We start from the raw sequence: 23,889 nt of genomic DNA, 5'->3' as shown, positions 1-23,889 counted from the left end.
ATGCGGGCTTCCGAATCACGCACAAGGCCCGTGGATGATTGACACATGTTCTGTTTTGGATCGTCACGGGGAGGCCTTCGAGATCGCTGACGGGGGCTCCGCGGCGGCACTCTTGCCGTTGCGCCTGCGCAGAAGCGCCCACGCACCCAACGCGAGGCCGCCGAACGGGATCTCGATAGTGTAAGTCCAGAAGCCGAAGAGCAGTGCGGTGGCCGTCGCCTGCGGGGCGCCGACCCCGAACGCGAGCAGCAGCGCGGCCACGCCGGTCTCCATGATCCCCGCGCCGCTCGGCGTGACGAGTGCGCTGGTCAGCACCCGTGACAGGGCGAAGACCGCGATCGACTGGGCCAGGCCGGGATAGGCCCCGGTGGCGCGCATGCAGATCACCATGATCGCCCACTGGAAGCCCAGGAAGAACACCATGCCCAGCGACAGCCCGAGCCACCTGGTCCGGAGGATCTCGGCGGTGTCCTCGCGCAGCTTGCCGAACGCCTCGGAGGCGCGCACCTTGAGGCGCAACGGGCGGGCCAGGAAGTCGAGGACCCGGCCGAGGAGCGCGGCGGCGCGGTCCCAGTAGAGCGCCGCCGCCACGACCGCGCACAGAGCCAGGATCGACGCCGCGCCCACCCATCCGGCCTGGGCCACCTTCGCGTCGGGCACCTCGCCCGCCATCAGCAGCGCGACGATGCCGATGGCCGGCAGGATGAACCTGAACAAGGTGTTCCAGATGCCGCTGACCAGCGTCATGGCCACGATCGGGCGGTTGGCGAAGCCCCACCCCCTGGTCATCGCGAACGTCAGCGCCACCCCGGCCGCGCCGCCGAACGGCAGCAGGTTGCTCACCGCGCTTCCCGCCGCGTTGAGCGTGAGGGCCTGCGCATGGCTCAGCCCCGGCAGCGAGCCGGTGAGCACGAACGTGTAGGCCAGCAGGCTCAGCAGCCACACCGCCGCCATCAGCGCGATCATGCCGAGGCTCAGCCCGCCGAACACCTCGCCGATCTGCCGCCAGGAGACCGGTTTGCCGGTGAGCGACTGGACGATCTCCGGCAGGTAGACGACGAGCAGCACCGCCAGCGCGAGCGACAGGACCGACAGCGTGATCTGGAGCCACTTGTTCTTCATCGGGGCCCAGTCTGCCCCTCTCGGCGCCGCCGCGGATCGTCCGGGGGTTTCATTTCGGAGATGGGTCCAGGGGATGACGCAGCCGGGTGCCGGGTGGAAGACCGCGGCGGACGAACCACTCGGTGCCGAAGACCAGGCGGTAGAGCGGGCCGGGGACCTTCAGCATGACCGCCAGCGTGCGGTCGCTGTCGCCGCCGCTGGCCTGGGAGGCGTGCGCCGACATGGCGGCCCGCTTCTGTCTCGTGTATTTCCGCACGTTCACCCGATGGGTGATGGTCTCGCTCGACGAGTAGGCGCTCTCGAACGTCCGCACGTCGAACTCCGGCGGGAACCGGTAGACCTTGCCCGCCATCCTCAGCAGCTTGACCAGCGGATCGCGGTTGACCGTCGCCTCCAGGACGATCTCCGTGCCCGCGAGCTCCGCGGCCCGCCTGCCCACCCGGTGCACCTGCACGTGGTCGGGGTGGCCGTAGCCGCCCGCCGGATCGTAGATCGACAGCAGGTCCGCCCGCTCCTCCCGCAGGATCGCGGCCAGCATCCCGGCCGCCTCCTCGGTGTCGGCGTCGATGAAGGCGTTGTCGGGCCGCTCGTCGGCGACGCCGCCCACGGGGCTCAGCCCCGAGTCGCCGTAGCCCAGGCACTCCACGCGGGCGCACCCCAGCAGGGCGGCCGACTCGTACAGCTCCTCGAGCCGGGTGCGGCCGAGCTCCTCGCCCGGCTCCATGTCGGCCAGGCCGCGTTCGCCCGCGGTCGCCACCACGAGCACCACGCGATGTCCCTCGGCCGCGAGCATCGCCATCGTGCCCGCCGTCAGGAGGGCCTCGTCGTCGGGGTGGGCGTGGAAGAACACAGCGGTACGTGGAGGCACAGGCCCAGATTAGTCTGGGAGGGGTGCGGATCTTTCACGTGAGTGACTGTTACCTGCCACGACTCGGCGGGATCGAGGTCCAGGTGGCCGATCTCGTGCGCACCCAGCGAGAGGCCGGACACGACGTCGAGGTGGCCACCGCCACGCGTGGCGAGGCGCGGCCGGGCGTGCACCGGATCGTCGCCCGGATGCCGTTCGACCTGCCGGTGCACCCGTTAGGAGTGGGGCATCTCACCCGGCGGATGACCGCGTCGCGGCCCGACGTGGTCCACGTGCACACGGGAGCGGTCTCGCCGTTCGCCTGGATGGGCGTGCGCGCCGCCGCGCGCGCCGGGCTGCCCTGCGTGGTGACCGTGCACAGCATGTGGGACCCGGTCACGCGCGGCGTCTACCGGCTGCTGCGCCTGGCGTACGGCTGGCAGCGCTGGGGCCTGGTGGCCACCACGGTGAGCAACGCCGCGGCGGCGCCGATCCGCTCGGTCGCCGGGCCCGGAGTGCCCGTGCACGTGGTGTCCAACGGCCTCGACCTGTCGGGCTGGCGTCCCGCCCCGGCCGCGGGCGCGCCGGACCGGCGCGAGGAGAAGCACGGTGAGCAGGCGCGCCGTGAGCAGGCGCGCCGGCAGGAGGGCCGCCGTGAGGAGGCGCACGGTGAGGCGCACGGTGAGGCGCACGGTGAGGAGGTGCACATCGTCGCGGTCGGCCGGCTCGCGCCCCGCAAACAGCCGGTGCGCCTGCTGAGGCTGCTCGACCTGGTGCGCTCCCGGGTCCCCGCGTCCGTCCCGCTGCGCGCCACCGTGGTGGGCGACGGGCCCGCGCGCGCGTCGATGGAGCGCTACCTGGCCAGGCACGGCATGTCCGGCTGGGTGTCGCTGCCCGGCCGCCACACCCGCGAGCAGATCGCCAAAATCCTGGAGTCGGCCGACGTGTTCGTGGCGCCCGCGCCGCGCGAGTCGTTCGGCATCGCCGCGCTGGAGGCCCGCGCCGCCGGGCTGCCGGTGGTGGCGCGGGCGCAGAGCGGGGTGGCCGACTTCGTCCGGCACGGCACCGAGGGGCTGCTCGGCCGCGACCTCGGCGAGCTGGCCGACTCGCTGGCCCGGCTGTGCGTCGATCGCGAGCTGCGTGAGCGCATCACCGCGCACAACCGGACGGTCGAGCCGGCCGCGGGCTCGTGGTCCACGGTGCTGGCCGGCTTCGACCGGGCCTACGCCGAGGCCGCCAAGCCGCCGCGCAGGAGCGTGTAGACCGGGTCGGCGTAGCCCCCGCCCTGGGGCGTGCCCTCGGCGAAGAAGGACTCGCCGCCCGCGATGCCGTGGCTCTCGGCGTCGTCCAGCGGCCGGTAGCCGAGGTCGTCCGTCAGCTCCCAGAAGGCGCGGGTGTTGGCCGAGACGGCGTAGGCCGCGGCGAATCGCACGTCGGGATGGGTCAGGGCGGCCAGCACGAATCCCGCGCAGTCTCTCGGGCTGAGCCAGGTCGCCAGGTGGCGTGGCTCGGTGGGCTCGGCTTCCAGGCTGCCGATGCGCAGGCAGACCACGCGCAGGCCGAACTTGTCCGCGTACAGACGGCCCAGCGCCTCGACGGCCACCTTGCTGACCCCGTAGAGGCCGTCGGGGCGGGGCGGCATCTCGGGGGAGACCGTCGTGGTGACGGGGTAGCAGCCGGTCAGGCGGTTGCTGCTGGCCAGCACGACGCGTGGCACGCCGGTGCGCCGGCCCGCCTCGAGCACGTGGTGGGCGCCGAGGACGTTGGCCTCGAGGAGGCTCGGCAGCGGGGCCTCGTCCGGGATGCCGGCCAGGTGGACGACCGCGTCGGCGCCCTCGATGATCGGCGCCACCGTCTCGGCGCTGGTCAGGTCGGCCTGCCGGACGTCCTCGTTCGGCGCCTCGGCGGTCAGCGGCGCCCGGTCCACCAGGATCAGCCGCTTCGCCGCGCGGCGCAGCGGGGCGCGTAGCACGGAGCCGACCAGTCCCGCGGCACCCGTCAATACGATGGTCTGCATATGTATATTGTTACCATGGTAACAACGGAGCGCACGCAGACCGGGCTGCGGCTGGAGAGAAACCTGCTCAAGGTGCTCAAGGGGCTGGCCGAATACCTCGACATGTCGCTCGGCGATCTGGTCGAGGGCATCACGCTGCACGCCTTCGAGGGGCGGGCGCCGTTCTCGCCGGAGACGCTCGGCAAGATCGAGCAGCTCAAGGTCGTCTACGGGATGACGCTGACCATCGCCGACGCGCACCGGCTGGTGGACAGGTGAGCGGGGCGCAATATTCGCTCACCGGGCAGATCGCGGTGGCGCTGCCCCCCGAGGCGGCGTTCCGGCTGTTCACGCCGCGCGGCGAGGAGCAGTGGGTGAAGGGCTGGCGGCCGCGCTTCCCGATGCCCGCCGACGACGACGCCGAGCCGGGCACGGTCTTCGAGGTCGACGTCCACGGCGAGCGCACCACCTGGGTGGTGCTCGACCGCCGGCCGGGGCGGCGCATCTCCTACGCGCGGGTGACCCCGGGCTCCCGGGCCGGGACCGTCACCGTCGTCGTGACCTCCGACGCCGCGGGCGGCAGCGCCGTACAGGTCACCTACGAGCTCACCGCGCTCTCCCCACAGGGCGCGCGGGAGCTGCGTGACTTCGCGGCCGGCTACCCCGAGTTCCTGGCGTCGTGGCAGGAGGCGATCGCCGCCCGATTCGGGCCGCGTTCCTCCGACCCCGCCGGGCGGCCGTAGCGGAACGGCGCGGTCACCGGCGCCGCAGCACCACGTAGCCGTCGCGTTCGAAGACCTTCGCGTAGCCCTCGCTCACCAGCCGGTCGACCTGGGCCGCCTGGTCCTCGGCCGAGCCGAACGGGAACTCCCAGCGCGCCGTGTCGGCCACCACCCAGGGGGCGCCGCGAGACTCGCCGGTCCACAGCAGGACCGTGGTCCGCGAGGTCAGCGCCGGCCCGACCGAGTTGGCCGCCTCCACGGTGACACCGGACGGCACCTGGGCCACGGCCTCGCGGGCGGCGGCGCTCTTGGCCTCGTCGCCCTTGTAGAAGTCCGGGTGGTAGAGCTGGTCCAGCGCGAACCTCGGCACGAGCGTCAGCGCGACCACGCAGACGGCCACCGACCAGACCAGTGCCGGCGAGCGGACGTCAGGCCGCCTGATCCGGCGCAGCAGCCTGGCCAGGCCGTCCACGCCCGCTAGGAGCAGGATCACCACCGTGAACGCGTTGTACTGGAAGTCCGCCTGCCACCACAGGGCGCGGTCGGAGAGCATCCGTTCCAGCACGTGCGGCAGCGCGACCACCGACAGCGGCGACAGCAGGCAGAGCAGCAACGTGGGCCACACCAGCAGGAACAACGTGTCGACCTTGGCCTCGTCGCCGAACGGCAGCAACAGCGAGCCAAGGGGGTCGGCCAGCAGCGCCAGGACCGCGCCGGGCAGGTCGGGGCCCAGGTGGCCGTAGGCCCAGAAGTCGTCGGTGTCGCCGCCCAGCATGGGGATGAGCGCGCCCCGGGTGATCAGCACCCCGCCGACGCCCATCGCGGCGCAGCACAGCCCGCGGAACCTGTCGCCGACGAGCAGGAGGTAGAGCCCGAAGCCGATCACCATCAGCCCCATGTCCTCCTTGACCAGGAGGAGCCCGAACATCGCCAGGAAGGCGGGCAGTGGGCGGTCCGCGTGGTAGCGCTCGATCATGATCGCGGTGAGCACGGGCACGAACATCACCTCGTGCACGTCGAACGCGATCGCCTGCGCGACCGGCCACGACAGCGCGTAGGCCACGGAGACCAGGTAGGCCGGGACCGTCCCCAGCACCCGCCGGGTGAACAGCCAGATGAACGGTATGGCCGCGGCGAACAGCAGCGCCTGCGCGACGACCAGCGACGCCGGGCCGTCGTGGATCCAGTAGAACGGCGCGAGCAGCGCGTAGATCGGTGAGAAGTGGTCGGCCAGCTGGACGTAGTCGAGCCCCCGGTCGTGAAAGCCCCCGACCACCGGCACGTACGGCGGGCGGAACCGGGAGTAGTTGCGCACCGCCTGGTCGACGATGACCAGGTCGAAGGTGGAGGCTCGGAAGGTGGCCAGCTTCACCAGGCCGATCACGGCGTAGGCCGCGGCGGCGATCAGCGCGATCAGTCCGACACGGAGCCGGTGGCCGCCCACCGCGATCTTCCAGCGCGCGCTGGTAGCGGTGGCGGCCCCCGTCTCGGCCACCAGCATGTCGCCCGTCACGGGCAGCAAGAGTAGACCGATTTGCCCTGGCACGTGCACGGCCGCCGCGTCGCGATGTCTCCCGCGTACGACGCGACGGCCTGAGATCCGATCAGGAGCAGGCGCTCGTGATCTTCGTCTGGAAGCTGGAGAGCTTGGTCGTGGCGGCCGTCATCTCGTTGACGTCGTTGCTCTTGAAGCTGTCGAACACGCCCGCGAACTCGTTGAGCGAGGCGCCGAGCTCTCCGTCGTACTTGGCCGCGAGCGCCTTGGCCTTGTCGGAGGCGACCGTGGCGGCGTTCTTCAGCGCGTCGGGGTCCGTGGCGGCGTTGCCCAGTGAGGCGCTGAACTCGTTGGAGATCTTGGTGATCTCCTGGGCGACCGCGTTGCAGTCGACCGCGGTGCCGATGGCTCCACACGCGGTGGTGAGGCCGGCGAGGGTAAGCGTCGCGATCGCCATGGCGATCCGACGACGAGGGGGTGTCATGGTCATGCCCTTCGTTGGGATGGAGATGAAGGGACATTATGGACGTGCTCTTGAGGGTCGCTTGCACGAAACTAACAAGTTCCTCATCAGCCGTGCGCGAAGGCGTGCGTGAAGGCGTGCGTGGGGTCGATACGTGAAGTCGTGCGCGGGGCGGGCGGCTGCCTCTTGACAGTCTCGGGAGCCCGACCGGACCATGGCGCATGTAGGGCAACTCGGTGCGTATTACGCAACAAGAGGTGTCGATTGGCCATCACGTCGAGCTTGATCCCCACGTTGTCCGGATCCTCCTACACTGATCCCGCGGTGTTCCTGGAGGAACAGGCGAAAATCTTCGAGTCCCTGTGGTTCTGCGCGGTCAGGTCCGACGACCTCCGCAAACCCGGCGCTTTCAAGACCGTCCAGGTCGGCCGGGAGAACGTGATCGTGGTCCGTGGGCGCGACGACGCGCTGCGGGCCTTCCTCAACGTCTGCAGGCACCGCGGCGCCCGCCTCTGCACGGAGGAGTCCGGTGAGGTGAAGCGGACCATCAGGTGCGCCTACCACGCCTGGTCCTACGACCTCGACGGGAGACTCGCCGCCGCGCCCAATCTGGTGAAGATGCCCGACATCGACCGGGTCGAGTACGGGCTGATCTCGGTTCATCTACGCGAATGGCTCGGATACGCGTGGGTCTGCCTGGCCGACGAGCCGCCGTCGTTCGAGGAGACGGTGACCCACGCGGCCACCGAACGCCTGGGAGACCCGGCCGCGATCGACCACTACCACGCCGACCGGCTCGCCCTCGGCCGCCGCGTCGTCTACGACGTGAAAGCCAACTGGAAGCTCATCGTCGAGAACTTCATGGAGTGCTACCACTGCGCCACCATCCACCCGGAGCTGACGGCCGTGCTGCCGGAGTTCGCCGGGGGCTTCGCCGCGCAGTATTACGTGGGCCACGGCGCGGAGTTCGCCCCCAAGGCCGAGGGCTTCACCGTGGACGGCAGCCCCGGGTTCGGCAAGCTGCCCGACGTGTCGCCCGAGCAGGACCGGCGCTACTACGCGATCACCGTCAAGCCGCAGGTGTTCGTCAACCTGGTGCCCGACCACGTGATCCTGCACCGGATGTTCCCGCTGGCCGTGGACCGTACGGTGGTGGAGTGCGACTGGCTCTACCACCCCGACGTGGTGGCCGCTGGCGCCGACCTGTCCCTGTCGGTGGAGTTGTTCCACCGGGTCAACCTGCAGGACTTCGACGCCTGCGAGCGCACGCAGCCCGGCATGTCCTCACGCGCCTACCGCCGGGGTGGCGTGCTGGTGCCGAGCGAGCACCACATCTCGCTCTTCCATCAATGGGTGAACCAGCGCCTGCGGGGATAGCGGACCACCAGCTGGCCGTACTTGCTCTCCCCGCTCACCACGACGTGGACGCCTCCCGGGCGTGGTCTGCCCGGCACGTTCGTGGTGGTCGTGCTGCCCCAGGTGTTCTGGAAGCCGTCCACGTTGACGGCCCCTCCCTCGGGCAGCACGATCGTGGCGGACCCGTACTTCAGCTCCAGCTCCAGCTCGACGACCGGATACGGGATGGTGGCCTGGGAGAAGTCGATCTCGACGCTGCCGTACTTGGAGACGGCTCTCAGCCGCCGCGGCACCGCCCAGTCGCCGGACCGCTTGATGTGGCCGCTCTTCGACTCCAGGAGGACCACGTCGTCCACGGCGGGTAGTTCGGGGGGAAGGTCGGCGATGAGCCCGAGCAGGTCGCCGTAGGTCTTCGCGGTGAGTGCCACCTCGAGCCTGTCCTCCAGCTCCAGCTGGTTGAGACGTCCCTCGGTGAATGCGCGTTGCAACTGCTGCGCGGTGCGTTCCCGATCCTCGTCGGAGACGCGCATTTCCAATTCCGACATGTCCTGAGCATAGTTCGCGGGGATCAGAACGGGAGGCGCCGTCCGGAAGGAGTCCGCAAATCGAGCGGAAGCGGACGTCGGACCGGCTGCGGGCGGCGGACGATCTGGACTCTGGTCACAGCGGACAGATACCCAACGAATTGCCGTGAAGTCCTCATGGGAGGGTACGGTGGAGACTGATGTCGGCAGATCCTTTCGCGCACCCGGCCCTCTTCTACAGGGGCGCTCGGCAATACGTGACCGCCGTCGCCGCCTTCATCCGCGAAGGGCTGGAGTCACGTGAGCCGGTGGCCGTGGCGGTGCCCGCGTCCAACCTCAAGCTGATCGAGGCCGAGCTGGGCGGCGAAGCCACCAGCGTCCAGCTGCTGGACATGTCCGAGGCCGGCCGCAATCCCGGCCGCATCATCCCCGCCGTGCTGCGTGACTTCGCCGACCGCCATCCCGGCGACCACGTCCGGATCGTCGGCGAGCCCATCTGGCCCGGCCGCACGACGACCGAATACCCCGCCTGCGTCCAGCACGAAGCGCTGATCAACTACGCGTTCTCCGGGCGGCGTGTCACGATCCTCTGCCCCTACGACGCCGAGCGGCTCGACTCCGAGATCCTCCACGACGCGGCGCTGACCCATCCGGTGCTCCGCGACGGCGGCGGCCCCGAGCGGCACAGCGACGACTACGCGCCCGAGCGGGTCGTCGACCGCCACAACCAGCCCTTCGCCGAGCCCGGCGAGTTCGTCTCGCTCCGCTTCGGCCGCACCAACCTGACCAGGGCGCGCGGGCTGGCCGCCGAGCGGGCCGCCGAGCTGGGATTCGCCGGCGACAGGCTCGACGACATCCGCCTGGTGATCGCGGAGCTCGGCGCCAACAGCCTCGACCACGGCGGCGGCAGCGGCCTGATCAGGATCTGGGTCGAGGGGGGCCGGCTGGTCTGCGAGGTCAGCGACACCGGTCATATCACCGACCCGCTGGCCGGGCGCGAGCCCGTCGACGCGCGCATCGCCGGCTCGCGCGGGCTGCTGATCGTCAACCTGCTCAGCGACCTGGTCCGGGTGCACACCCGCGCGGGCGGCACCACGATCCGCACCTACTTCGACCTGCCGGTCTACGACTCGATACCCGTCATGTCCGGGTAGCGAGCGCCGCGCACCGCCCCGACCGGCACGACCCGATCCAGCTCGGCCACCACCTCCGGGGTCAGCTCGACCGAGGCCGCGGCGACGTTCTCCTCCAGATACCTCAGCCGCTTGGTGCCGGGAATCGGCACGATGTCATCGCCCTGGGCGAGCAGCCAGGCCAGGGCCAGTTGCGCGGCGGTGATCCCCATCGATTCGGCGATCTTCCGCACCTCGGCCGCCAGCGCCGCGTTGTGCTCGGCGTTCTCGCCGATGTTGCGCGGCTGGAACCTGCGGAAGTCGTCGTCGGGCAACTGGTCCGCGGGCGGGACCGTACCCGTCAGCAGGCCGCGGCCGATCGGCGAGTAGGCCACCAGCGCGATGCCGAGCTCGCGGGCCGCGGGCAGGATCCCCTCCTCCAACTCCCTGGCGAACAGGGAGTACTCGCTCTGCAGCGCGGCGATCGGGTGGACGGCCGACGCCCCGCGCAGCGTCTCCGCGCTCACCTCCGACAGCCCGAGGTGCCGGACCTTGCCCTGCCGTACGAGCTCCGCCATCGCGCCGACCGACTCCTCGACCGGCACCTTGGGGTCGCGCCGGTGCATGTAGTAGAGGTCGATGTGGTCGACGCCGAGGCGCTGGAGTGAGGCGTCGCAGGCGGCCCTGATGTATTCGGGACTGTTGTCGATCGTGCGGGTGCCGCCCTCACGCCTGATGGCGAACTTGGTGGCCAGCACGACCTCGTCGCGCCGGCCCTCGATGGCCCGCCCGACCAGCCGCTCGTTGTGCCCGACGCCGTACATGTCGGCCGTGTCGAGGAAGTTCACGCCGAGGTCGAGGGCGCGGTGGATGACCTCGATCGACTCCTTCTCGTCCCCCTGGCCGTAGAACTCGGACATCCCCATGCAACCGAGGCCGAGTGCCGAAACCTGCGGGCCGCCGTTGCCGAGCGTGCGCTTGTGCATGCCAGTTCCCCTCCGGGTCGTCGTCCTTCCAGGGTTGCCCCTGGAGTGCGCTCCACGTCAAATCAGGTGGCGCCGGCCGCAGCCACCCTGAGGGGGCGAGCCCTACCCAGGGTCGTGTTCGCCCAGGTCAGCCCGGCCGCCACCGGGGTGTTACGACCAAGGTATTAAGGGATCGTTCAGGGCACGTTCGGGCCGATCTCCGATACTCCGGAAGGCCGCGTTCCACGAGCTTTGAAGCATGAAGGCACTGCTCGCAACCGGACTCACCGCCACCGGCGCCGGCACCGGCGCCATGCTCATCCTGCACGCGCGGACCGGGCTCGACCCGATGCGCACCGTGATCAGCGAGTACGCCTTCCACTCCGCCGGCTGGCTGCTGCCCACCTCGCTGACGCTGTTCGCGATCGGCGGGGTGCTGACCGCGGAAGCGCTGCGCAGGGCCGGCGCCGGCCACTGGGTGGTCATGCTGCTGGTGGCGTGGTCGGTGAGCATGTTCCTGATCGGCGCCTTTCCCACGGACCGGCCGGGCGTGCCGCTGTCGATGTCAGGAGGCATCCATCGCTACGCCGCCTTCGCCGCCTTCCTGGTGATGCCCGCCGCGGGGATGCTGCTGGCCCGCGGCCGGACCCGTTACGCCAGGGCCGTGCGGATCCTGAGCGCGATCGCGCTCGGCGCACTGCTGCTCGTCGTGGTCCCGTACGTGGTGCGGATGCTCGGGATTCCGCTGACCAACGACGACATCCCCGCCGGGCTGACCCAGCGGCTCGTCGTGATCAGCGAGCTGGGTGTGCTGGCACTGGCCGGACTGTCGTCGCTCAGGCCGTCGGTTCAGCGGTCCCAGGGCGCCGTCTCGCCCATCTTGGCGTAGTAGCGGGCCAGGTGTTCCTTGACCCCGGCGACGTCGCTCTCCGGGAGGTCGACACCGCCCCTCGCGCCGTCCATGATCGCCGCCGCGGAGAAGACGGCGCGCGGGACCACCTTCAGCTCACCGTCGACGACGTCGGCGATCGGCAGCTTGTAGGAGCCGAAGAGCCCGGGGTCGTCGCTGTCGTACCAGAGGTGGGCCTCGCGGTACTTCGCGTTGGGTTGCTCCTCCGCGCCGGCCCACGCGCGCACCCGCTTGTCCGCCTCGGCGGCGTCCCACTCGTACTCGTGGTCGGCCAAGGGCAGATCCTTGAACTGGGTTGCGGTCATGACCGTCGGATACCCCCGCGAAAGGAGTGAAACCGATCAGCGCAGGTAGGAAAGGGGAAATAGCTGACCAGGGAGTAGCAGGCATGAGTGTTCTGATCGCATACGACGGCTCCGACGACGCCAAGGCGGCGATCGCCTTCGCGGGCACGATCCTGAAGGGGCAGCCCGCCGTCGTGCTCACCGTGTGGGAGCGGCTGGCGCTGACCGCGGCCCGCTCGTCCGCGGGGCTGCTGATGACCGTCGACAACTCCGCGATCGAGGACGAGGCGGTCGCGCGGGCCATGACCGAGCTGGCGGAAGAGGGAGCGACCCTCGCCAGACAGGCCGGTCTGGACGCCACCCCTCGGGTCGAGATCGACTCCGTCGCCGTGTGGTCGACGATCGTGGACGTCGCCGGGCAGATCGACGCCACGCTGATCGTGACCGGCACCCGCGGGCTCGGCGGCGTCCGGTCGCTGCTGCTCGGCAGCACGTCGGACAGGGTGCTCCACCACGCGGGCCGTCCCGTACTCGTCGTCCCCGCCCCGCAGACCGGTTCCTGAGGCCCATAGGCCAGCCCGCGGCCTACGGCGTGATCACCGCTGAGCGGGCGTGCGGCCAGGGTGTGGTGGGCCTCGGGTTGGTGTGCGTGTCGGGTGGGCGTGGGCAGTGGGTGGTCTGAGTGTCTGGCGGGCGTGCGGCCAGGGTGTGGTGGGCCTCGGGTTGGTGTGCGTGTCGGGTGGGCGTGGGCAGTGGGTGGTCTGAGTGTCTGGCGGGCGTGCGGCCTAGAGTGTCGTGGGCGCCGGGTGGGCGTGAGTGTCAGGCGGGCGTGAACCCCGGATGGCCTGAATGCCAGGTGGGTGAACGCCGGATGGTCTGGATGCCAGGTGGGTGAACGCCGGATGGCCGTCCGTGCCGGGTGGCCGTGAATGTCGGTGGCGTGGTCCAAAGTGGCTACTGGCGGAAGGGGCGTGGTGGGCGAAGGTCTGGCGAGGAGGCTGGGCACGGCGGACGCGGTCGTGGTGGGACTGAGCGCGATGATCGGCGCCGGGGTCTTCGCCGCGTTCGCTCCCGCGGCGGCGGCAGCGGGGCCCTGGCTGCTCGCCGCCCTCGCCCTGGCCGCCGTCGTGGCCTACTGCAACGCGACCTCCTCCGCCCGTCTCGCCGCGCTCTACCCGGAGTCCGGCGGCACCTACGTGTACGGCAGGCGGCGTCTCGGCCCGCTCTGGGGCTACCTGGCGGGCTGGGGCTTCACGGTGGGCAAGACGGCCTCCTGCGCCGCGATGGCCCTCACCTTCGGCGCCTACGTGGCCCCCGCGCTGGCCCGGCCGCTCGCCATCTCCGCCGTCGTGGCGGTGACCGTGCTCAACCTCTACGGCGTGCACCGCTCGGCCATGATGGCCCGGGTCACGGTGGCCTTCGTGCTGGCCGTGCTGGCCCTGGTCGTGGTGGTGGGGCTCCTGGGCGGCCCGGAGCCCCTGGCGGCCAGCTCCACTCCGGCCCCCGCCGGGCAGGCGACCGCCGACCTCGCGGAGATCTCCGCGGCCGACGCCACAAGACCTCTCCTCGTCTCGGACACCCAGGTCTCGGGCGCCCTCGTCCCAAGCCCTCAGGTCTCGGGCCCTGAGGTCTCGGGCGCCCTGGTCTCGGACACCACCCTCGTCCCGGGCGCCATGGTCTCGGGTGCCCAGGAGGGGCGCGCCGACCTGTGGGGGGTTCTTCAGGGTGCGGGCCTGCTGTTCTTCGCGTTCGCCGGGTATGCCAGGATCGCGACGCTCGGTGAGGAGGTCCGCGATCCGGCCAGGACGATCCCGCGCGCGATCGGCATCGCGCTCGGGATCACGCTCGTGGTCTACGCGGCAGTCGCCGTCGCCGGCCTGCACGCGCTCGGCTCCACGGGGCTCGCCGCGTCCGGCGCTCCGCTCGCCGACGTGGTCACGGCGTCCGGCTTCGGATGGCTCAGGCCGGTCGTCGGCGCGGGCGCGGCCGTGGCGGCGCTGGGGGCGCTGCTGGCCCTGCTCCTCGGCGTCTCCCGCACGACCCTCGCGATGGCGCGCGAGCGTGATCTGCCCGCCGTGTTCGCCGCCGTCGACCCGGTCAGGCAGGTGCCGCGCCGGGCCGAGCTGGCCGTGGGCGGGGCGGTGATCGTGCTGCTGCTGGTGGCCGACCTACGGGGCGCGATCGGCTTCTCGTCGTTCGGGGTGCTCCTCTACTACGCCATCGCCAACGCCGCCGCGCTCACGCTCTCCCGCGACGAGGGCGCGCCGCCCAGAGCGGTTCCGGTGCTCGGCCTCGCCCTCTGCCTGGTCCTCGCCGCGACCCTGCCGCCGGCGTCGGTGTTCGCCGGGATCGCCGTGTTCGCCGTGGGTCTCGCCGTCTGGGCGCTGCGCCGCTCTCGCAGATGACTCGCGCGGGAGACACGTACATGGGCGAAATGGAGCGGCCGGATCCGCCTCCCGCGCGTACGATTGGCGTATGACGACGACGACGCCGCCGCCGCTGGTGATGACGGCCCCGTAAGGGGTGCGCCGACGACGTCTGGTTGAGGCCCCGCTGTCCGGGGCTCTCTTCGTATCCGGGGCCCCTTTTGGGAGGTTCCCGATGTTCATCACAACCACGATCCCTTACGTCAACGCCCGCCCGCACCTGGGGTTCGCCCTGGAGATCGTGCAGGGTGACGTGTTGGCCCGCCATCATCGGCGCCGCGGCGAGCCTGTCCGTTTCCAGACCGGCACCGACGACAACTCACTGAAGAACGTGCTGGCCGCCGAGGCCGAGGGCGTGCCCGTACGGGAGCCGGTGGACCGGAACGCGGCGGCGTTCGAAGCCCTCCGCGAGCCATTGGACCTGTCCTTCGACTCCTTCATCCGGACAAGTCGCCATCCCAACCACCGCGCCGGAGTCGAGCGGATCTGGAAGGCCACGGCCCACGACCTCTACCGGCGCCACTACGAGGGGCTCTACCGGCTCGCCATGCTGCTCTCTCGGCCGGGCTGCCGCTGCCGAGCGAGATCTTCGTGCACGACTACCTCACCGCCGGAGGTCGCAAGATCAGCAAGTCGTCGGGGGTCACCGTCGACCCGGTGGCGCTCGTGCACGCCTACGGCGTCGACGCCGTGCGGTGGTGGCTGCTGCGGGAGGTGCCGCGGGTGGGCGACTTCGACTTCCGCCGGGCCGCCGCCGCGGTGTGGGCGATCGTGGAGCAGGCGAACAGGTACGTCGAGCACTCCCGGCCGTGGCGGCAGCCGCCCGAGGAGCGGGAGGTATCGCTGGCCACGCTCGTACGGGCGTGCCGGACGCTGGCCGTGCAACTGGAGCCCTTCCTGCCCACGGCGGCGGCGCGCGTGGCCGCTGGGGTGAGCGGAACCCGGCTGGCGCGGCCCGAGCCGATCTTCCCGCGTCTGGGCGGTTGACGGGGGTCTGGGCGCGGCCTACGTTAGCGCGAACAGACCAGCCGGTATGGAGGCGAGCATGCCCACCGTCAACACCGTCCGCGGCCCGGTCGACATCGATGAACTCGGTCAGACCCTGATGCACGAGCATGTGTTCGTCGTCGCCACCGAGCACCTGGACAACTACGGCAAAGGCGCCTGGTGGGACGAGGAGTTCCGGGTGGCCGACGCGATCAGGAAGCTCAACGCGGTGGCGGCCAAGGGGGTCCGGACGATCGTGGACCCGACGGTGTGGGGGCTCGGCAGGTACATTCCGCGCGTCCAGCGCATCGCCGCCGAAGTGCCCGACCTGCACATCATCGTCGCCACCGGCATCTACAGCTTCGAGGAGCTGCCGCACCAGTACGAGCATCGCGGTCCGGGTCTGTTGATGGACGTGCCCGATCCGATGATCGACGACTTCGTCCGTGACCTGACGGTCGGCATCGCCGACACCGGGGTCAAGGCGGCGTTCCTCAAGTGCGTGGTCGAGCAGAAGGGGCTGACGCCCGGCGTCGAACGCATCTGCCGGGCGGTCGCCCAGGCGCACCTGCGCACGGGGGCGCCGATCACCGTCCACACGAACTCGTTCACGCGGAGTGGGCCGATCGCGCTCGACCTGTTCGCGAAGGAGGGCGTCGACCTGGCCAAGGTCGTCGTCGGGCACGCGGGTGACAGCAACGACCTGGACTACCTGATGAGGCTGGCCGACACCGGCGCCACGCTCGGCATGGACCGGTTCGGACTGGACGTCTACAATCCGACCGCTCAGCGCGTGGCCACCATCGCGGCCCTCTGCCAGCGCGGATACGCGGATCGGATGGTGCTCAGCCACGACGCCGCCTGCTTCATGGACTACTTCGGGGGCACATGGGACGAGGCCCTCGGCACGCTGGCGCCTAACTGGCGCTACGATCACATCCACGACGATGTCTTGGACGCACTGCGTGACGCGGGTGTGACCGAAGACCACATTGAGCAGATGCTGGTGTTCAACCCCAGAAAGCACTTTGCGTAAAGTGGGGGGATTACAGCGATGCGGGCAGGTGGAGCTGGGTGACTGCGGAGCAGGCCTTGTCGATCAGTCTGGGGCTCCAGGGGCCCTGTGTCATCGCAAGGCTGACGGGGGACTTCGACTTCGGATCCGCTGCCGAGGTGCGTGATCGTGTCACCAAAGCGCTGGACCTGACCCAGCCTCCGCTCCTCGTCATCGACATGCAGGCCGTCAGCGTGTGTGACTCGTCCGGCCTGTCCGTGCTCGTCTACCTGCACAAGGCGGTGACCGCGTCCGGCGGCCGGCTGCTGCTGTCCGGGCTCAACGGCAGGTGCAAGCACCTGTTCGCGATCACCGCTCTGGACAAGTTCTTCGACATCCGCACCACGGCCGAGCTCGCCATCGCAGAACTCAACGACGCCGGGAATTCGCCGCCGTTTACCGGGTAGTCGCCGTGGCATGTCGGCCGAAGAGCCTGATCTGCTCGGCATGTACCTGGAGCAGATCGGCAAAACCCCTTTGCTCTCCGCCGCGGACGAAGTGGACCTCGCCAAGCGGATCGAGGCGGGCCTGTACTCAGGCCACCTGATCGACCGTGGCGAGGCCACGCCCGAGCTCCTGCACGTCCGCCGCGAGGGGCAGCGCGCCTTGGACCTGCTGATCAGGTCCAACCTCCGCCTGGTGGTGTCCGCCGCCAGACGCTACGCCCACCGCGGGTTGCCGCTGCTCGACCTCATCCAGGAAGGCAACCTGGGGCTCATCCGGGCGGTGGAGAAGTTCGACTACAAACGCGGCTACAAGTTCTCGACGTACGGGATGTGGTGGATCCGCCAGTCCATCGAGCGTGGCATCCACGACAAGAGCCGCACCGTTCGGCTGCCCACGCACATCGGGGAGGAGCTGGCGCGGCTGGCCAGGATCGAGCGGCAACTGTGGATGGACCTGGGGCGCGAACCACGGACCGGAGAGCTCGCCGCAGCCGCCGAACGAACGGCCGCCGAGGTGAGAGGGCTACGCCGGCTGGCCCTGGACACGGTCAGCCTGGACCTCCCGGTCGGCGAGCACGGCGAGGGCAACATCGGCGACATGATCGCCGACGAGGACGGGCTGCAGGTGCAGGAACTGGCCGAGCGCCGCGCGATGAGCGCGCAACTGCACGCGGTGGTCACCTCACTGCCGCCGCGCGAGGCTTTCGTCATCAGGCACCGGTACGGCTTGGCGGGCCTAGAAACTAGGACTTACGGCGAAATCGCCGAACGTCTCGGACTTACCAGGGAACGCATCAGACAACTGGAGAAGCAGGCGTTAAAACGGCTGAGACGGGGGAGTCCCATGCTCGCTTGGGCGTCATGACGGGATATGTCGGGATGCTGTATTAATTGTTGACCTATCGGCCTTTCTGATGGTAGATCAGAAAGCCTGGGATCGCTTTCAACGGGGGAAGCGACGGCTCGTTGCTCTGGGGGGCAACATGCGCAACCGTCTTGCCGGCACGCTCTTATTGACCTCGGTCGCGACCGCCTGTGTGGTCGCGGCTCCGCTCGCTGCCCACGCGACATCCACTCACGAAACGGACACGACTACTTACCGGACGAACATCGCGGCCGTTGAATCGAGCACCACGGCAATCGAGTCGGCCGCTCCGCACCTGGTCCGCTACAAAATCTACTGGGGCCGATGCAAGGACACGTGCCACATCAAGGTCCGCATCACGAACATCTCCCGCAAAACCCTCTATTCGGTGAGCCTCAACGCACGCCTGAAGGTCAACAAACGCAACGTCGGGTCGTGTTACGACTACGTGGGCACCATCCGCTCGAAGCGCCACCGCTGGGCACGCTGCACAGTCCGCTCCAGCACGCTGGCGAGCATGTGGAACCGGTGGCTCGACGGCGAGATCCGCTGGGACCGGAAGGTCAACACGTCCGTGCACTACGAGTATTACCGCTGATCGGACGCCAGGGGTCGAGCGATGCCCGGCCCCTGGGTGTGTCAGGCCGTGACCAGCAGGGCAAGCCCGATGAGAACTACGATCGGCACCAGCCAGACCACGGCTTCGGCGGCGAACTCCTTGTACATTTGCGCAGATCTCCCTCGTCACGCCCGTAGCGGGGGCGGCGTACACGTCACTGCGCAGCATAGCCGCCCCAATCCAACACCTCGTCCCGCCACCCCGCCCCCGGCGGCCTAACGATCAGGCGCGGAGGGTCGCCGGGCCTGGGCGATGCGCTTGGCCAGACTGGCGAGTGACTCGTCGGCCATCAGGGCGGGCAGGCGCGGGGTGTCGGCGTCGACCTGGGCGAGCACTTCGGGATGGTCGCCGTTGAACCGGGTCCAGGCGCGCACCACAGCGGGCATGGCGGCGACCGCCTCATCCGAGAGGATGGCCTCACGGGGCAGCCACGAGGTGAGGAACATGGACGCCCTGCTCGGGCTCCACCACAAAGGACGATCGCCTACGAACTCCACCAGCTTCTCGAACGCCTCTCGTGCTCCCGCCATCTCGGGCAGGTCCCGGAAACCGGCGATCGTGTCGTCGGGCGCCTGCCGTACAGGATGGGGGACGGCGCGCGCACGGGCCAGCGCCAGGGGGCGGACAGCGGGAAGGGTGTCGGCGACCAGTGCGCCCATGACCCGTCCCGTCAGCTCGAACGCGTCCAGGACGCGCCCCGCCACCACGGCGGGATCCGCCGGGTGGAGATCCAGATCGTCGAGGAACTTCACCTCCTCGACCACCGCGTCGACCGCCAGGCCACCGTTGACCTGGTCGATGCCCACCACCAGGAGATGTGGCTCCTTGCCGCCGGCGTAGCGGAACCGCAGGGCGGCGAGGGTCTGCTGCCCGTATCGGTCGGCTCTGCCGTACCAGGCTCCGTCACAGGTCACCCGCCCCATGCGCGCCACCCACGAGGGCAGGGTCCGCATCGCCGCCCGCCCCACCACGGTGTAAGCCCCCGGCCCGGTCTCCGTGCTCGCCTGACCGGCATCCTCGAGGTCTCCGGACTCGCCGGGAGTCTCCGAGGCGCCGGACCCGGTCAGGTCTTCGGGAGCCTCGGACAGCACGTCGGGACGGCCGAGAGCATCGAACCTGCCGGGCCGGACGTGCGGGTCGGCGAAGGCGCCATCGGTGTCCACGTCGTCGGGCTCCGTGAGCGGCGTCGTGTCGACCACCGCCAGCGCCGCGAGGGTGAGCCGTGCCTCGGAGGTGCCGTCGTCGACCAGCTCGCGCACGAACAACGCCGCCTCGTCCGGCTCCAGACCGGCCGCCAGCCGGGCCGCCCAGAGCTCGGTGCGCAACGGCGAGCGCCACCTGAGCAGGTCGCGAGCCTGGGTGATCGCCGTGGTAAACGCTGTTGTGCTCACCCTCCGACCGTATCGCTCCCGACGACGCGCCCCCCGCCTCGGTGTTCCGCTGGAAGCGGAGCGACCAACCGGCGTGCCCGAGTCCGCCGACCGGCGCCGGGCATGCACGGCCTGCTTGAGTACGCCTGCTTGGGCACGGCTTCGCTTCGGATCAGGAAGCGGCCCAAGCAGGCTGTGGGACTACTTGCCGTCGCCGGTGAGACCTGCCTTGCGGAGGGCTTCGGCCATGGCGCCGCCGGGAGCCGGACGCTCCTGGCGGCGCTGGCCGCCGCCCTGACCACTCTGACCGCCCTGACCACGCTGGCCGCCGTCACCTCGTCCGCCCTGAGCGCCGTCGCCGCGACCGCGCCGCCCGCTGTCGCCTCGCCCGCCCTGGCCACCTTCGCCGCGCCCGCGCGGACCGCCCGCGCTCGGTGCGGGCTGGGCGCCGTCGCCTCGTCCGCTCCGGCCCCCGTCGCCTTCCACGCGTTGCGCAGCCGCGCCACGGGTGCGCTGGCCGTCGCCCCGGGCGCCGCGCTGGTCAGCCTGGCCGCTGCCGCTCTCGGTGCGGGCGCGCTGGCCTCCTCGCTGAGGGCGGCCGTCGGGCGACTGGGCAAGATCGTCGTCGAGGCGCAGGGTGAGGGAGATGCGCTTGCGGGGGATGTCGACGCTGAGAACCTTGACACGGACGATGTCGCCCGGCTTGGCCACCTCTCGGGGATCCTTCACGAAGTTTCGGGACATGGCCGAAACGTGAACCAGGCCGTCCTGGTGCACGCCGATGTCCACGAACGCGCCGAACGCCGCCACGTTGGTGACCACGCCCTCCAGGATCATCCCGGACTCCAGATCCGAGATCTTCTCGACGCCCTCCTTGAAGGTGGCCGTCTTGAACGCCGGCCGCGGGTCACGGCCGGGCTTCTCCAACTCGCGCAGGATGTCGGTGACCGTGGGGAGACCGAACGTGTCGTCGGTGAACTCCTGCGGCTTGATGGAGCGCAGCGTCGCCGTGTTGCCGATCAGCGACTTGAGGTCGGCCTTGACCGAGCCGAGAATGCGGCGGACCACCGGGTAGGCCTCGGGATGCACGCTGGACGCGTCGAGCGGGTCGTCCCCGTCAGGGATGCGCAGGAACCCCGCGCACTGCTCGAACGCCTTGGGCCCGAGCCGCGGCACTTCCTTCAACGCCTTTCGCGATCGGAACGGGCCGTTGCCGTCACGGTGGCGGACGATGCTCTCCGCCAGCGTCGAGCCGATGCCCGACACGCGCGTGAGCAGCGGCGCGCTCGCGGTGTTGACGTCGACACCGACGGCGTTGACGCAGTCTTCGACCACCGCGTCGAGCGAGCGAGACAGCTTGGTCTCGGCCAGGTCGTGCTGGTATTGGCCGACACCGATCGACTTGGGGTCGATTTTGACCAGCTCGGCCAGCGGATCCTGCAGGCGGCGCGCGATGGAGACCGCGCCGCGCAGCGAGACGTCGAGCTCGGGCAGCTCCTGGGAGGCGTAGGCCGAGGCGGAGTAGACCGACGCGCCCGCCTCCGAGACCACGACCTTGGTGATCGACGGCATGTTCTTGACCAGCTCGCCCGCGAGCTTGTCGGTCTCGCGGGAGGCCGTGCCGTTGCCGATCGCGATCAGCTCGACACCGTGCTTCTGCGCCAGTGCGCCGAGCACGGCCAGCGACTGGTCCCACTGCCGCCTGGGCTCGTGCGGGTAGATGGTGGCCGTCTCGACGACCTTGCCCGTCGCGTCGACCACGGCCACCTTCACGCCGGTGCGCAGGCCCGGGTCGAGCCCCATGGTGGCCCGGGTGCCCGCGGGGGCGGCGAGGAGCAGATCGCGCAGGTTGGTGGCGAACACCCGCACGGCTTCGTCCTCGGCCGCCTGCCACAGCCGCATCCGCAGGTCGATGCCGAGGTGCACCAGGATGCGCGTGCGCCAGGCCCAGCGAACGGTCTCGTTGAGCCAGCGGTCGGCGGGGCGGCCCTGATCGAAGACGCCGAAGCGGGACGCGATGCGCATCTCGTACTCGGGGCTGTCGTCGGGCTCCAGCGTGACGCTGAGAACCTCTTCCTTCTCACCCCGGAACATCGCCAGGATCCGGTGCGAGGGCAGCTTGGTGAACGGCTCGCTGAACTCGAAGTAGTCGGAGAACTTCGCCCCCGCCTCCTCCTTGCCCTCGCGCACCTTGGAGACCAGCCTGCCATGGTTCCACAACTGCTCGCGGAGGCCGCCGATGAGGTCGGCGTCTTCGGCGAACCGCTCGATCAGGATCGCTCTCGCGCCTTCCAGCGCCGCCCCCGCGTCGGCCACGCCCTCGGTGACGAACCCCTCGGCCACCGTCGCCGGGTCGAGCGAAGGATCGGCGAGCAACTGATCGGCCAGCGGCTCCAGCCCCAGCTCGCGGGCGATCTGCGCCTTGGTGCGCCGCTTGGGTTTGTAGGGCAGGTAGATGTCCTCGAGGCGGGCCTTGGTCTCGGCCGCCATGATCTGCGCGCGCAACTCGTCGTCGAGCTTGCCCTGGGACTCGATCGACTCCAGGATCGCCGCCCTGCGTTCGTCCAGCTCGCGTAGATAGCGCAGCCGTTCCTCGAGCGTGCGCAACTGCGCGTCGTCGAGGGCGTCGGTGGCCTCCTTGCGGTAGCGGGCGATGAACGGAACCGTGGCCCCGCCGTCGAGCAACTCGACCGCCGAGCGCACCTGCCCCTCGCGTACGCCGAGCTCTTCCGCGATCCGCTGGTGAATAGAGAGCACTTGCCTGCCTTTCGATGGTCCCCGCCGGTCAATTGTGCAGGACAGTGCCGTCCTTCATGACCAGTGTGCGCGCAGGGTGAACGACCACTGCCTCCGCCGGTCCGCTCACCGGCACGACGACGAGATCGGCCCGATCGCCCGGGGCGAGACCGTAGCCCTCCAGCCCGAGGACACGTGCGCCCCCGTAGGTGGCGGCCTCCAGCGCCAGCTCGATGTCGTCGTCGCTGCGGAACGTGCTGCGATAGGCGAGATGCATGGCCCGCTCCAGCATGTCGCCGCTGCCGTAGGGGCCCCACAGGTCACGGATGCCGTCGTGGCCGCAGGCGACCGTGACTCCCGCCGCGCGCAATCTCTTGAGCGGGGGCACGGGAAAGCTGTAGACGGCGGCTGTCGCCAGCGACACCCCGGCGTCGGCGAAGCCGTGCGCCAGCCGGTCGAGGTAGGCGTCGTCGAGCTGGCCGAGCGCGTAGGCGTGGCTGACCGTCACCCTGCCACTCAGGCCGAGCACCTTGGTGCGCTCGGTGATGAGCTCCAGCTCCCACCCGCCGAGCGAGCCGCCGTCGTGCAGATGGATGTCGAGGTGCGCGCCGTATCTCTCGGCCAGGCCGAAGATCAGATCGAGATGGCGGACGGGGTCGCGGTCGATGCCCGCGGGATCGAGACCGCCGACTGCTTCGACGCCGCCCTTCAGCGCCTCCTCGAGCAGCTCCGCGGTGCCGGGATTGGTGAGCAGACCGTGCTGGGGGAACGCGACCTGACGCACGTCGATCGGGACGCTCGCCGCCGCCTCCCGGACGGCCTCCACACCGCGCAGGCCCACCAGCGGGTCGATGTCGGTGTGGGTGCGGACCTGGGTGGTGCCGTGTGCGCTCATCTGCCGCAGCAGCGCGGTGACGCGTTCGACGCTGGGCACGCCCAGCTCGGCCCGCCGGGCGAGATCGTTGCCGATGCGACCGGTCAGGGTGTCGTCGGCGGAATGCGGCACCCAGGGCCCGCCGTAGAGCGTCTTGTCGAGGTGGCAGTGCGCCTCGACCAGACCGGGCAGGACCAACTGGCCGGTGATGTCGACGACGCGCGCGTGCGGCATGTCGACGCCGGAGCCGACGCGGTCGATCAGGCCACCGCGAACAAGGATGTCGGCGGGCGTCTCCCGCCCCCAGGGACGGCCGCCCCGCAGCAGCACATCGGTCATGCCGAGAACCCTAGAGGGCGCCACCGACGATTTCCGACCCTCCACGAGGCTGGGTCTGGATTGCCTTCCGGCCGCTCGCCGGAGCGGGCACGACAGGCTGTGGTCCGTCGCCGCTCAGGAAGGGCTCCCGGCGAAAAGCTCGAGATGGAAGCAGCTCGGGCACCTGTACGCGGTTATCTCCCACTTCGGCCGTCCCAGCAACTTGGCGCCGCCGAAGATGCCCCGCTCCAGTCGGCCCTCGACCCACCGCGAGAAGCCCCTGGCACCCTCGCCCGAGTCCATGATGAAGCCGGCTTCAAGGCCGTTCTCGCCGCAGTGCGTACACCGTAAGTCAGCCACCGGACGAGCATAGACCCGCATATACGGGAAAACCCGGA

24 protein-coding genes and 1 pseudogene are annotated in these 23,889 nt (G+C 70.2%); 14 read left to right on the top strand and 11 right to left on the bottom strand.

Annotated features, from left to right (window positions below; genetic code table 11):
* Positions 1 to 63: 63 nt before the first annotated feature.
* Positions 64 to 1,122 (bottom strand): lysylphosphatidylglycerol synthase transmembrane domain-containing protein, encoded by a 1,059-nt coding sequence (locus AB0C16_RS06870; protein ID WP_357679717.1) that lies wholly within the window; start codon positions 1,120 to 1,122, stop codon positions 64 to 66.
* 49 nt (positions 1,123 to 1,171) lie between these two features.
* Positions 1,172 to 1,990, bottom strand: coding sequence for a PIG-L family deacetylase (locus AB0C16_RS06865; protein WP_357679715.1), 819 nt, complete (start codon positions 1,988 to 1,990; stop codon positions 1,172 to 1,174).
* A 38-nt stretch (positions 1,991 to 2,028) separates the two neighbouring features.
* Here AB0C16_RS06865 and AB0C16_RS06860 point away from each other — a divergent pair, with 38 nt between their 5' ends.
* Positions 2,029 to 3,231, top strand: a complete 1,203-nt coding sequence (locus AB0C16_RS06860; RefSeq protein WP_357679713.1) for a glycosyltransferase — start codon at positions 2,029 to 2,031, stop codon at positions 3,229 to 3,231.
* Here the strand turns inward: AB0C16_RS06860 and AB0C16_RS06855 are convergent.
* Positions 3,192 to 3,986, bottom strand: coding sequence for an NAD(P)-dependent oxidoreductase (locus tag AB0C16_RS06855; RefSeq protein ID WP_357679711.1), 795 nt, complete (start codon positions 3,984 to 3,986; stop codon positions 3,192 to 3,194). The genes AB0C16_RS06860 and AB0C16_RS06855 overlap by 40 nt on opposite strands.
* Positions 3,987 to 4,001: 15 nt before the next feature.
* Here AB0C16_RS06855 and AB0C16_RS06850 point away from each other — a divergent pair, with 15 nt between their 5' ends.
* Both AB0C16_RS06850 and AB0C16_RS06845 read left to right on the top strand, forming a co-directional pair.
* On the top strand, positions 4,002 to 4,244 hold the full coding sequence (locus AB0C16_RS06850) for a hypothetical protein (RefSeq protein ID WP_357679709.1): 243 nt from the start codon (positions 4,002 to 4,004) through the stop codon (positions 4,242 to 4,244).
* Positions 4,241 to 4,708 (top strand): SRPBCC family protein, encoded by a 468-nt coding sequence (locus AB0C16_RS06845; RefSeq protein WP_357679707.1) that lies wholly within the window; start codon positions 4,241 to 4,243, stop codon positions 4,706 to 4,708. Before AB0C16_RS06850 ends, AB0C16_RS06845 begins: the two co-directional genes overlap by 4 nt.
* Positions 4,709 to 4,721: 13 nt before the next feature.
* Here the strand turns inward: AB0C16_RS06845 and AB0C16_RS06840 are convergent, their stop codons facing one another.
* Both AB0C16_RS06840 and AB0C16_RS06835 read right to left on the bottom strand, forming a co-directional pair.
* Positions 4,722 to 6,200, bottom strand: a complete 1,479-nt coding sequence (locus AB0C16_RS06840) for a DUF2079 domain-containing protein (RefSeq protein ID WP_357679704.1) — start codon at positions 6,198 to 6,200, stop codon at positions 4,722 to 4,724.
* Between the two features lie 91 nt (positions 6,201 to 6,291).
* Positions 6,292 to 6,666 (bottom strand): hypothetical protein, encoded by a 375-nt coding sequence (locus AB0C16_RS06835; RefSeq protein WP_357679701.1) that lies wholly within the window; start codon positions 6,664 to 6,666, stop codon positions 6,292 to 6,294.
* 261 nt (positions 6,667 to 6,927) lie between these two features.
* Between AB0C16_RS06835 and AB0C16_RS06830 the strand changes: the two genes are divergently transcribed.
* Positions 6,928 to 8,022, top strand: coding sequence for an aromatic ring-hydroxylating dioxygenase subunit alpha (locus tag AB0C16_RS06830; protein ID WP_357679699.1), 1,095 nt, complete (start codon positions 6,928 to 6,930; stop codon positions 8,020 to 8,022).
* Here AB0C16_RS06830 and AB0C16_RS06825 read toward each other — a convergent pair.
* Positions 7,992 to 8,546, bottom strand: a complete 555-nt coding sequence (locus AB0C16_RS06825; protein WP_357679697.1) for a DUF1707 domain-containing protein — start codon at positions 8,544 to 8,546, stop codon at positions 7,992 to 7,994. The two genes, AB0C16_RS06830 and AB0C16_RS06825, sit on opposite strands and share 31 nt — an antisense overlap.
* Positions 8,547 to 8,725: 179 nt before the next feature.
* Here AB0C16_RS06825 and AB0C16_RS06820 point away from each other — a divergent pair, with 179 nt between their 5' ends.
* Positions 8,726 to 9,679, top strand: a complete 954-nt coding sequence (locus tag AB0C16_RS06820; RefSeq protein ID WP_357679695.1) for an anti-sigma factor RsbA family regulatory protein — start codon at positions 8,726 to 8,728, stop codon at positions 9,677 to 9,679.
* Here AB0C16_RS06820 and AB0C16_RS06815 read toward each other — a convergent pair.
* A complete protein-coding gene (locus AB0C16_RS06815; RefSeq protein WP_357679693.1) occupies positions 9,649 to 10,623 on the bottom strand; it encodes an aldo/keto reductase in 975 nt (324 codons plus the stop codon). The two genes, AB0C16_RS06820 and AB0C16_RS06815, sit on opposite strands and share 31 nt — an antisense overlap.
* Positions 10,624 to 10,861: 238 nt before the next feature.
* Between AB0C16_RS06815 and AB0C16_RS06810 the strand changes: the two genes are divergently transcribed.
* The gene (locus AB0C16_RS06810) at positions 10,862 to 11,491 is read left to right on the top strand and encodes a DUF998 domain-containing protein (protein WP_357679691.1); all 630 of its coding nucleotides are present in this window, start codon (positions 10,862 to 10,864) and stop codon (positions 11,489 to 11,491) included.
* On the opposite strand, the gene AB0C16_RS06805 is transcribed toward AB0C16_RS06810, so the two are convergent.
* Positions 11,452 to 11,817, bottom strand: a complete 366-nt coding sequence (locus AB0C16_RS06805; RefSeq protein WP_357679689.1) for a hypothetical protein — start codon at positions 11,815 to 11,817, stop codon at positions 11,452 to 11,454. The two genes, AB0C16_RS06810 and AB0C16_RS06805, sit on opposite strands and share 40 nt — an antisense overlap.
* An 83-nt stretch (positions 11,818 to 11,900) precedes the next feature.
* On the opposite strand from AB0C16_RS06805, the gene AB0C16_RS06800 reads away from it, so the two are divergent.
* From AB0C16_RS06800 to AB0C16_RS06765, 8 genes and pseudogenes are all read left to right on the top strand, one after another.
* Positions 11,901 to 12,359, top strand: coding sequence for a universal stress protein (locus tag AB0C16_RS06800; protein ID WP_357679687.1), 459 nt, complete (start codon positions 11,901 to 11,903; stop codon positions 12,357 to 12,359).
* 366 nt (positions 12,360 to 12,725) lie between these two features.
* Positions 12,726 to 14,201 (top strand): APC family permease, encoded by a 1,476-nt coding sequence (locus AB0C16_RS06795; RefSeq protein WP_357679685.1) that lies wholly within the window; start codon positions 12,726 to 12,728, stop codon positions 14,199 to 14,201.
* Positions 14,202 to 14,397: 196 nt separating this feature from the next.
* A pseudogene (locus AB0C16_RS06790) lies at positions 14,398 to 14,703 on the top strand (class I tRNA ligase family protein); the annotation flags it as partial.
* Positions 14,704 to 14,813: 110 nt separating this feature from the next.
* Positions 14,814 to 15,209, top strand: a complete 396-nt coding sequence (locus AB0C16_RS06785) for a class I tRNA ligase family protein (RefSeq protein ID WP_357679683.1) — start codon at positions 14,814 to 14,816, stop codon at positions 15,207 to 15,209.
* Between the two features lie 58 nt (positions 15,210 to 15,267).
* The gene (locus tag AB0C16_RS06780) at positions 15,268 to 16,245 is read left to right on the top strand and encodes a phosphotriesterase-related protein (RefSeq protein WP_357679680.1); all 978 of its coding nucleotides are present in this window, start codon (positions 15,268 to 15,270) and stop codon (positions 16,243 to 16,245) included.
* A 38-nt stretch (positions 16,246 to 16,283) separates the two neighbouring features.
* The gene (locus AB0C16_RS06775; protein ID WP_189123536.1) at positions 16,284 to 16,670 is read left to right on the top strand and encodes an STAS domain-containing protein; all 387 of its coding nucleotides are present in this window, start codon (positions 16,284 to 16,286) and stop codon (positions 16,668 to 16,670) included.
* Positions 16,671 to 16,680: 10 nt separating this feature from the next.
* On the top strand, positions 16,681 to 17,574 hold the full coding sequence (locus AB0C16_RS06770) for a sigma-70 family RNA polymerase sigma factor (protein ID WP_357679677.1): 894 nt from the start codon (positions 16,681 to 16,683) through the stop codon (positions 17,572 to 17,574).
* 118 nt (positions 17,575 to 17,692) lie between these two features.
* Positions 17,693 to 18,172 (top strand): hypothetical protein, encoded by a 480-nt coding sequence (locus AB0C16_RS06765; RefSeq protein WP_357679675.1) that lies wholly within the window; start codon positions 17,693 to 17,695, stop codon positions 18,170 to 18,172.
* 236 nt (positions 18,173 to 18,408) lie between these two features.
* Here the strand turns inward: AB0C16_RS06765 and AB0C16_RS06760 are convergent, their stop codons facing one another.
* The 3 genes from AB0C16_RS06760 to AB0C16_RS06750 all read right to left on the bottom strand — a co-directional run bounded on the left by AB0C16_RS06760 (position 18,409) and on the right by AB0C16_RS06750 (position 23,512).
* Positions 18,409 to 19,584, bottom strand: a complete 1,176-nt coding sequence (locus AB0C16_RS06760) for a hypothetical protein (protein ID WP_357679672.1) — start codon at positions 19,582 to 19,584, stop codon at positions 18,409 to 18,411.
* A gap of 180 nt (positions 19,585 to 19,764) precedes the next feature.
* Positions 19,765 to 22,320 carry a Tex family protein gene (locus AB0C16_RS06755; protein WP_357679670.1) on the bottom strand — a complete coding sequence of 852 codons (2,556 nt, stop codon included), beginning with the start codon at positions 22,318 to 22,320 and terminating at the stop codon, positions 19,765 to 19,767.
* 28 nt (positions 22,321 to 22,348) lie between these two features.
* The gene (locus AB0C16_RS06750) at positions 22,349 to 23,512 is read right to left on the bottom strand and encodes an amidohydrolase (protein WP_357679667.1); all 1,164 of its coding nucleotides are present in this window, start codon (positions 23,510 to 23,512) and stop codon (positions 22,349 to 22,351) included.
* Between the last annotated feature and the right edge of the window lie 377 nt (positions 23,513 to 23,889).

The sequence above is a fragment of the Nonomuraea sp. NPDC048916 genome (assembly GCF_040649575.1).
GTDB lineage: Bacteria > Actinomycetota > Actinomycetes > Streptosporangiales > Streptosporangiaceae > Nonomuraea.
This window is presented reverse-complemented; position numbering and strand designations above follow the sequence as displayed.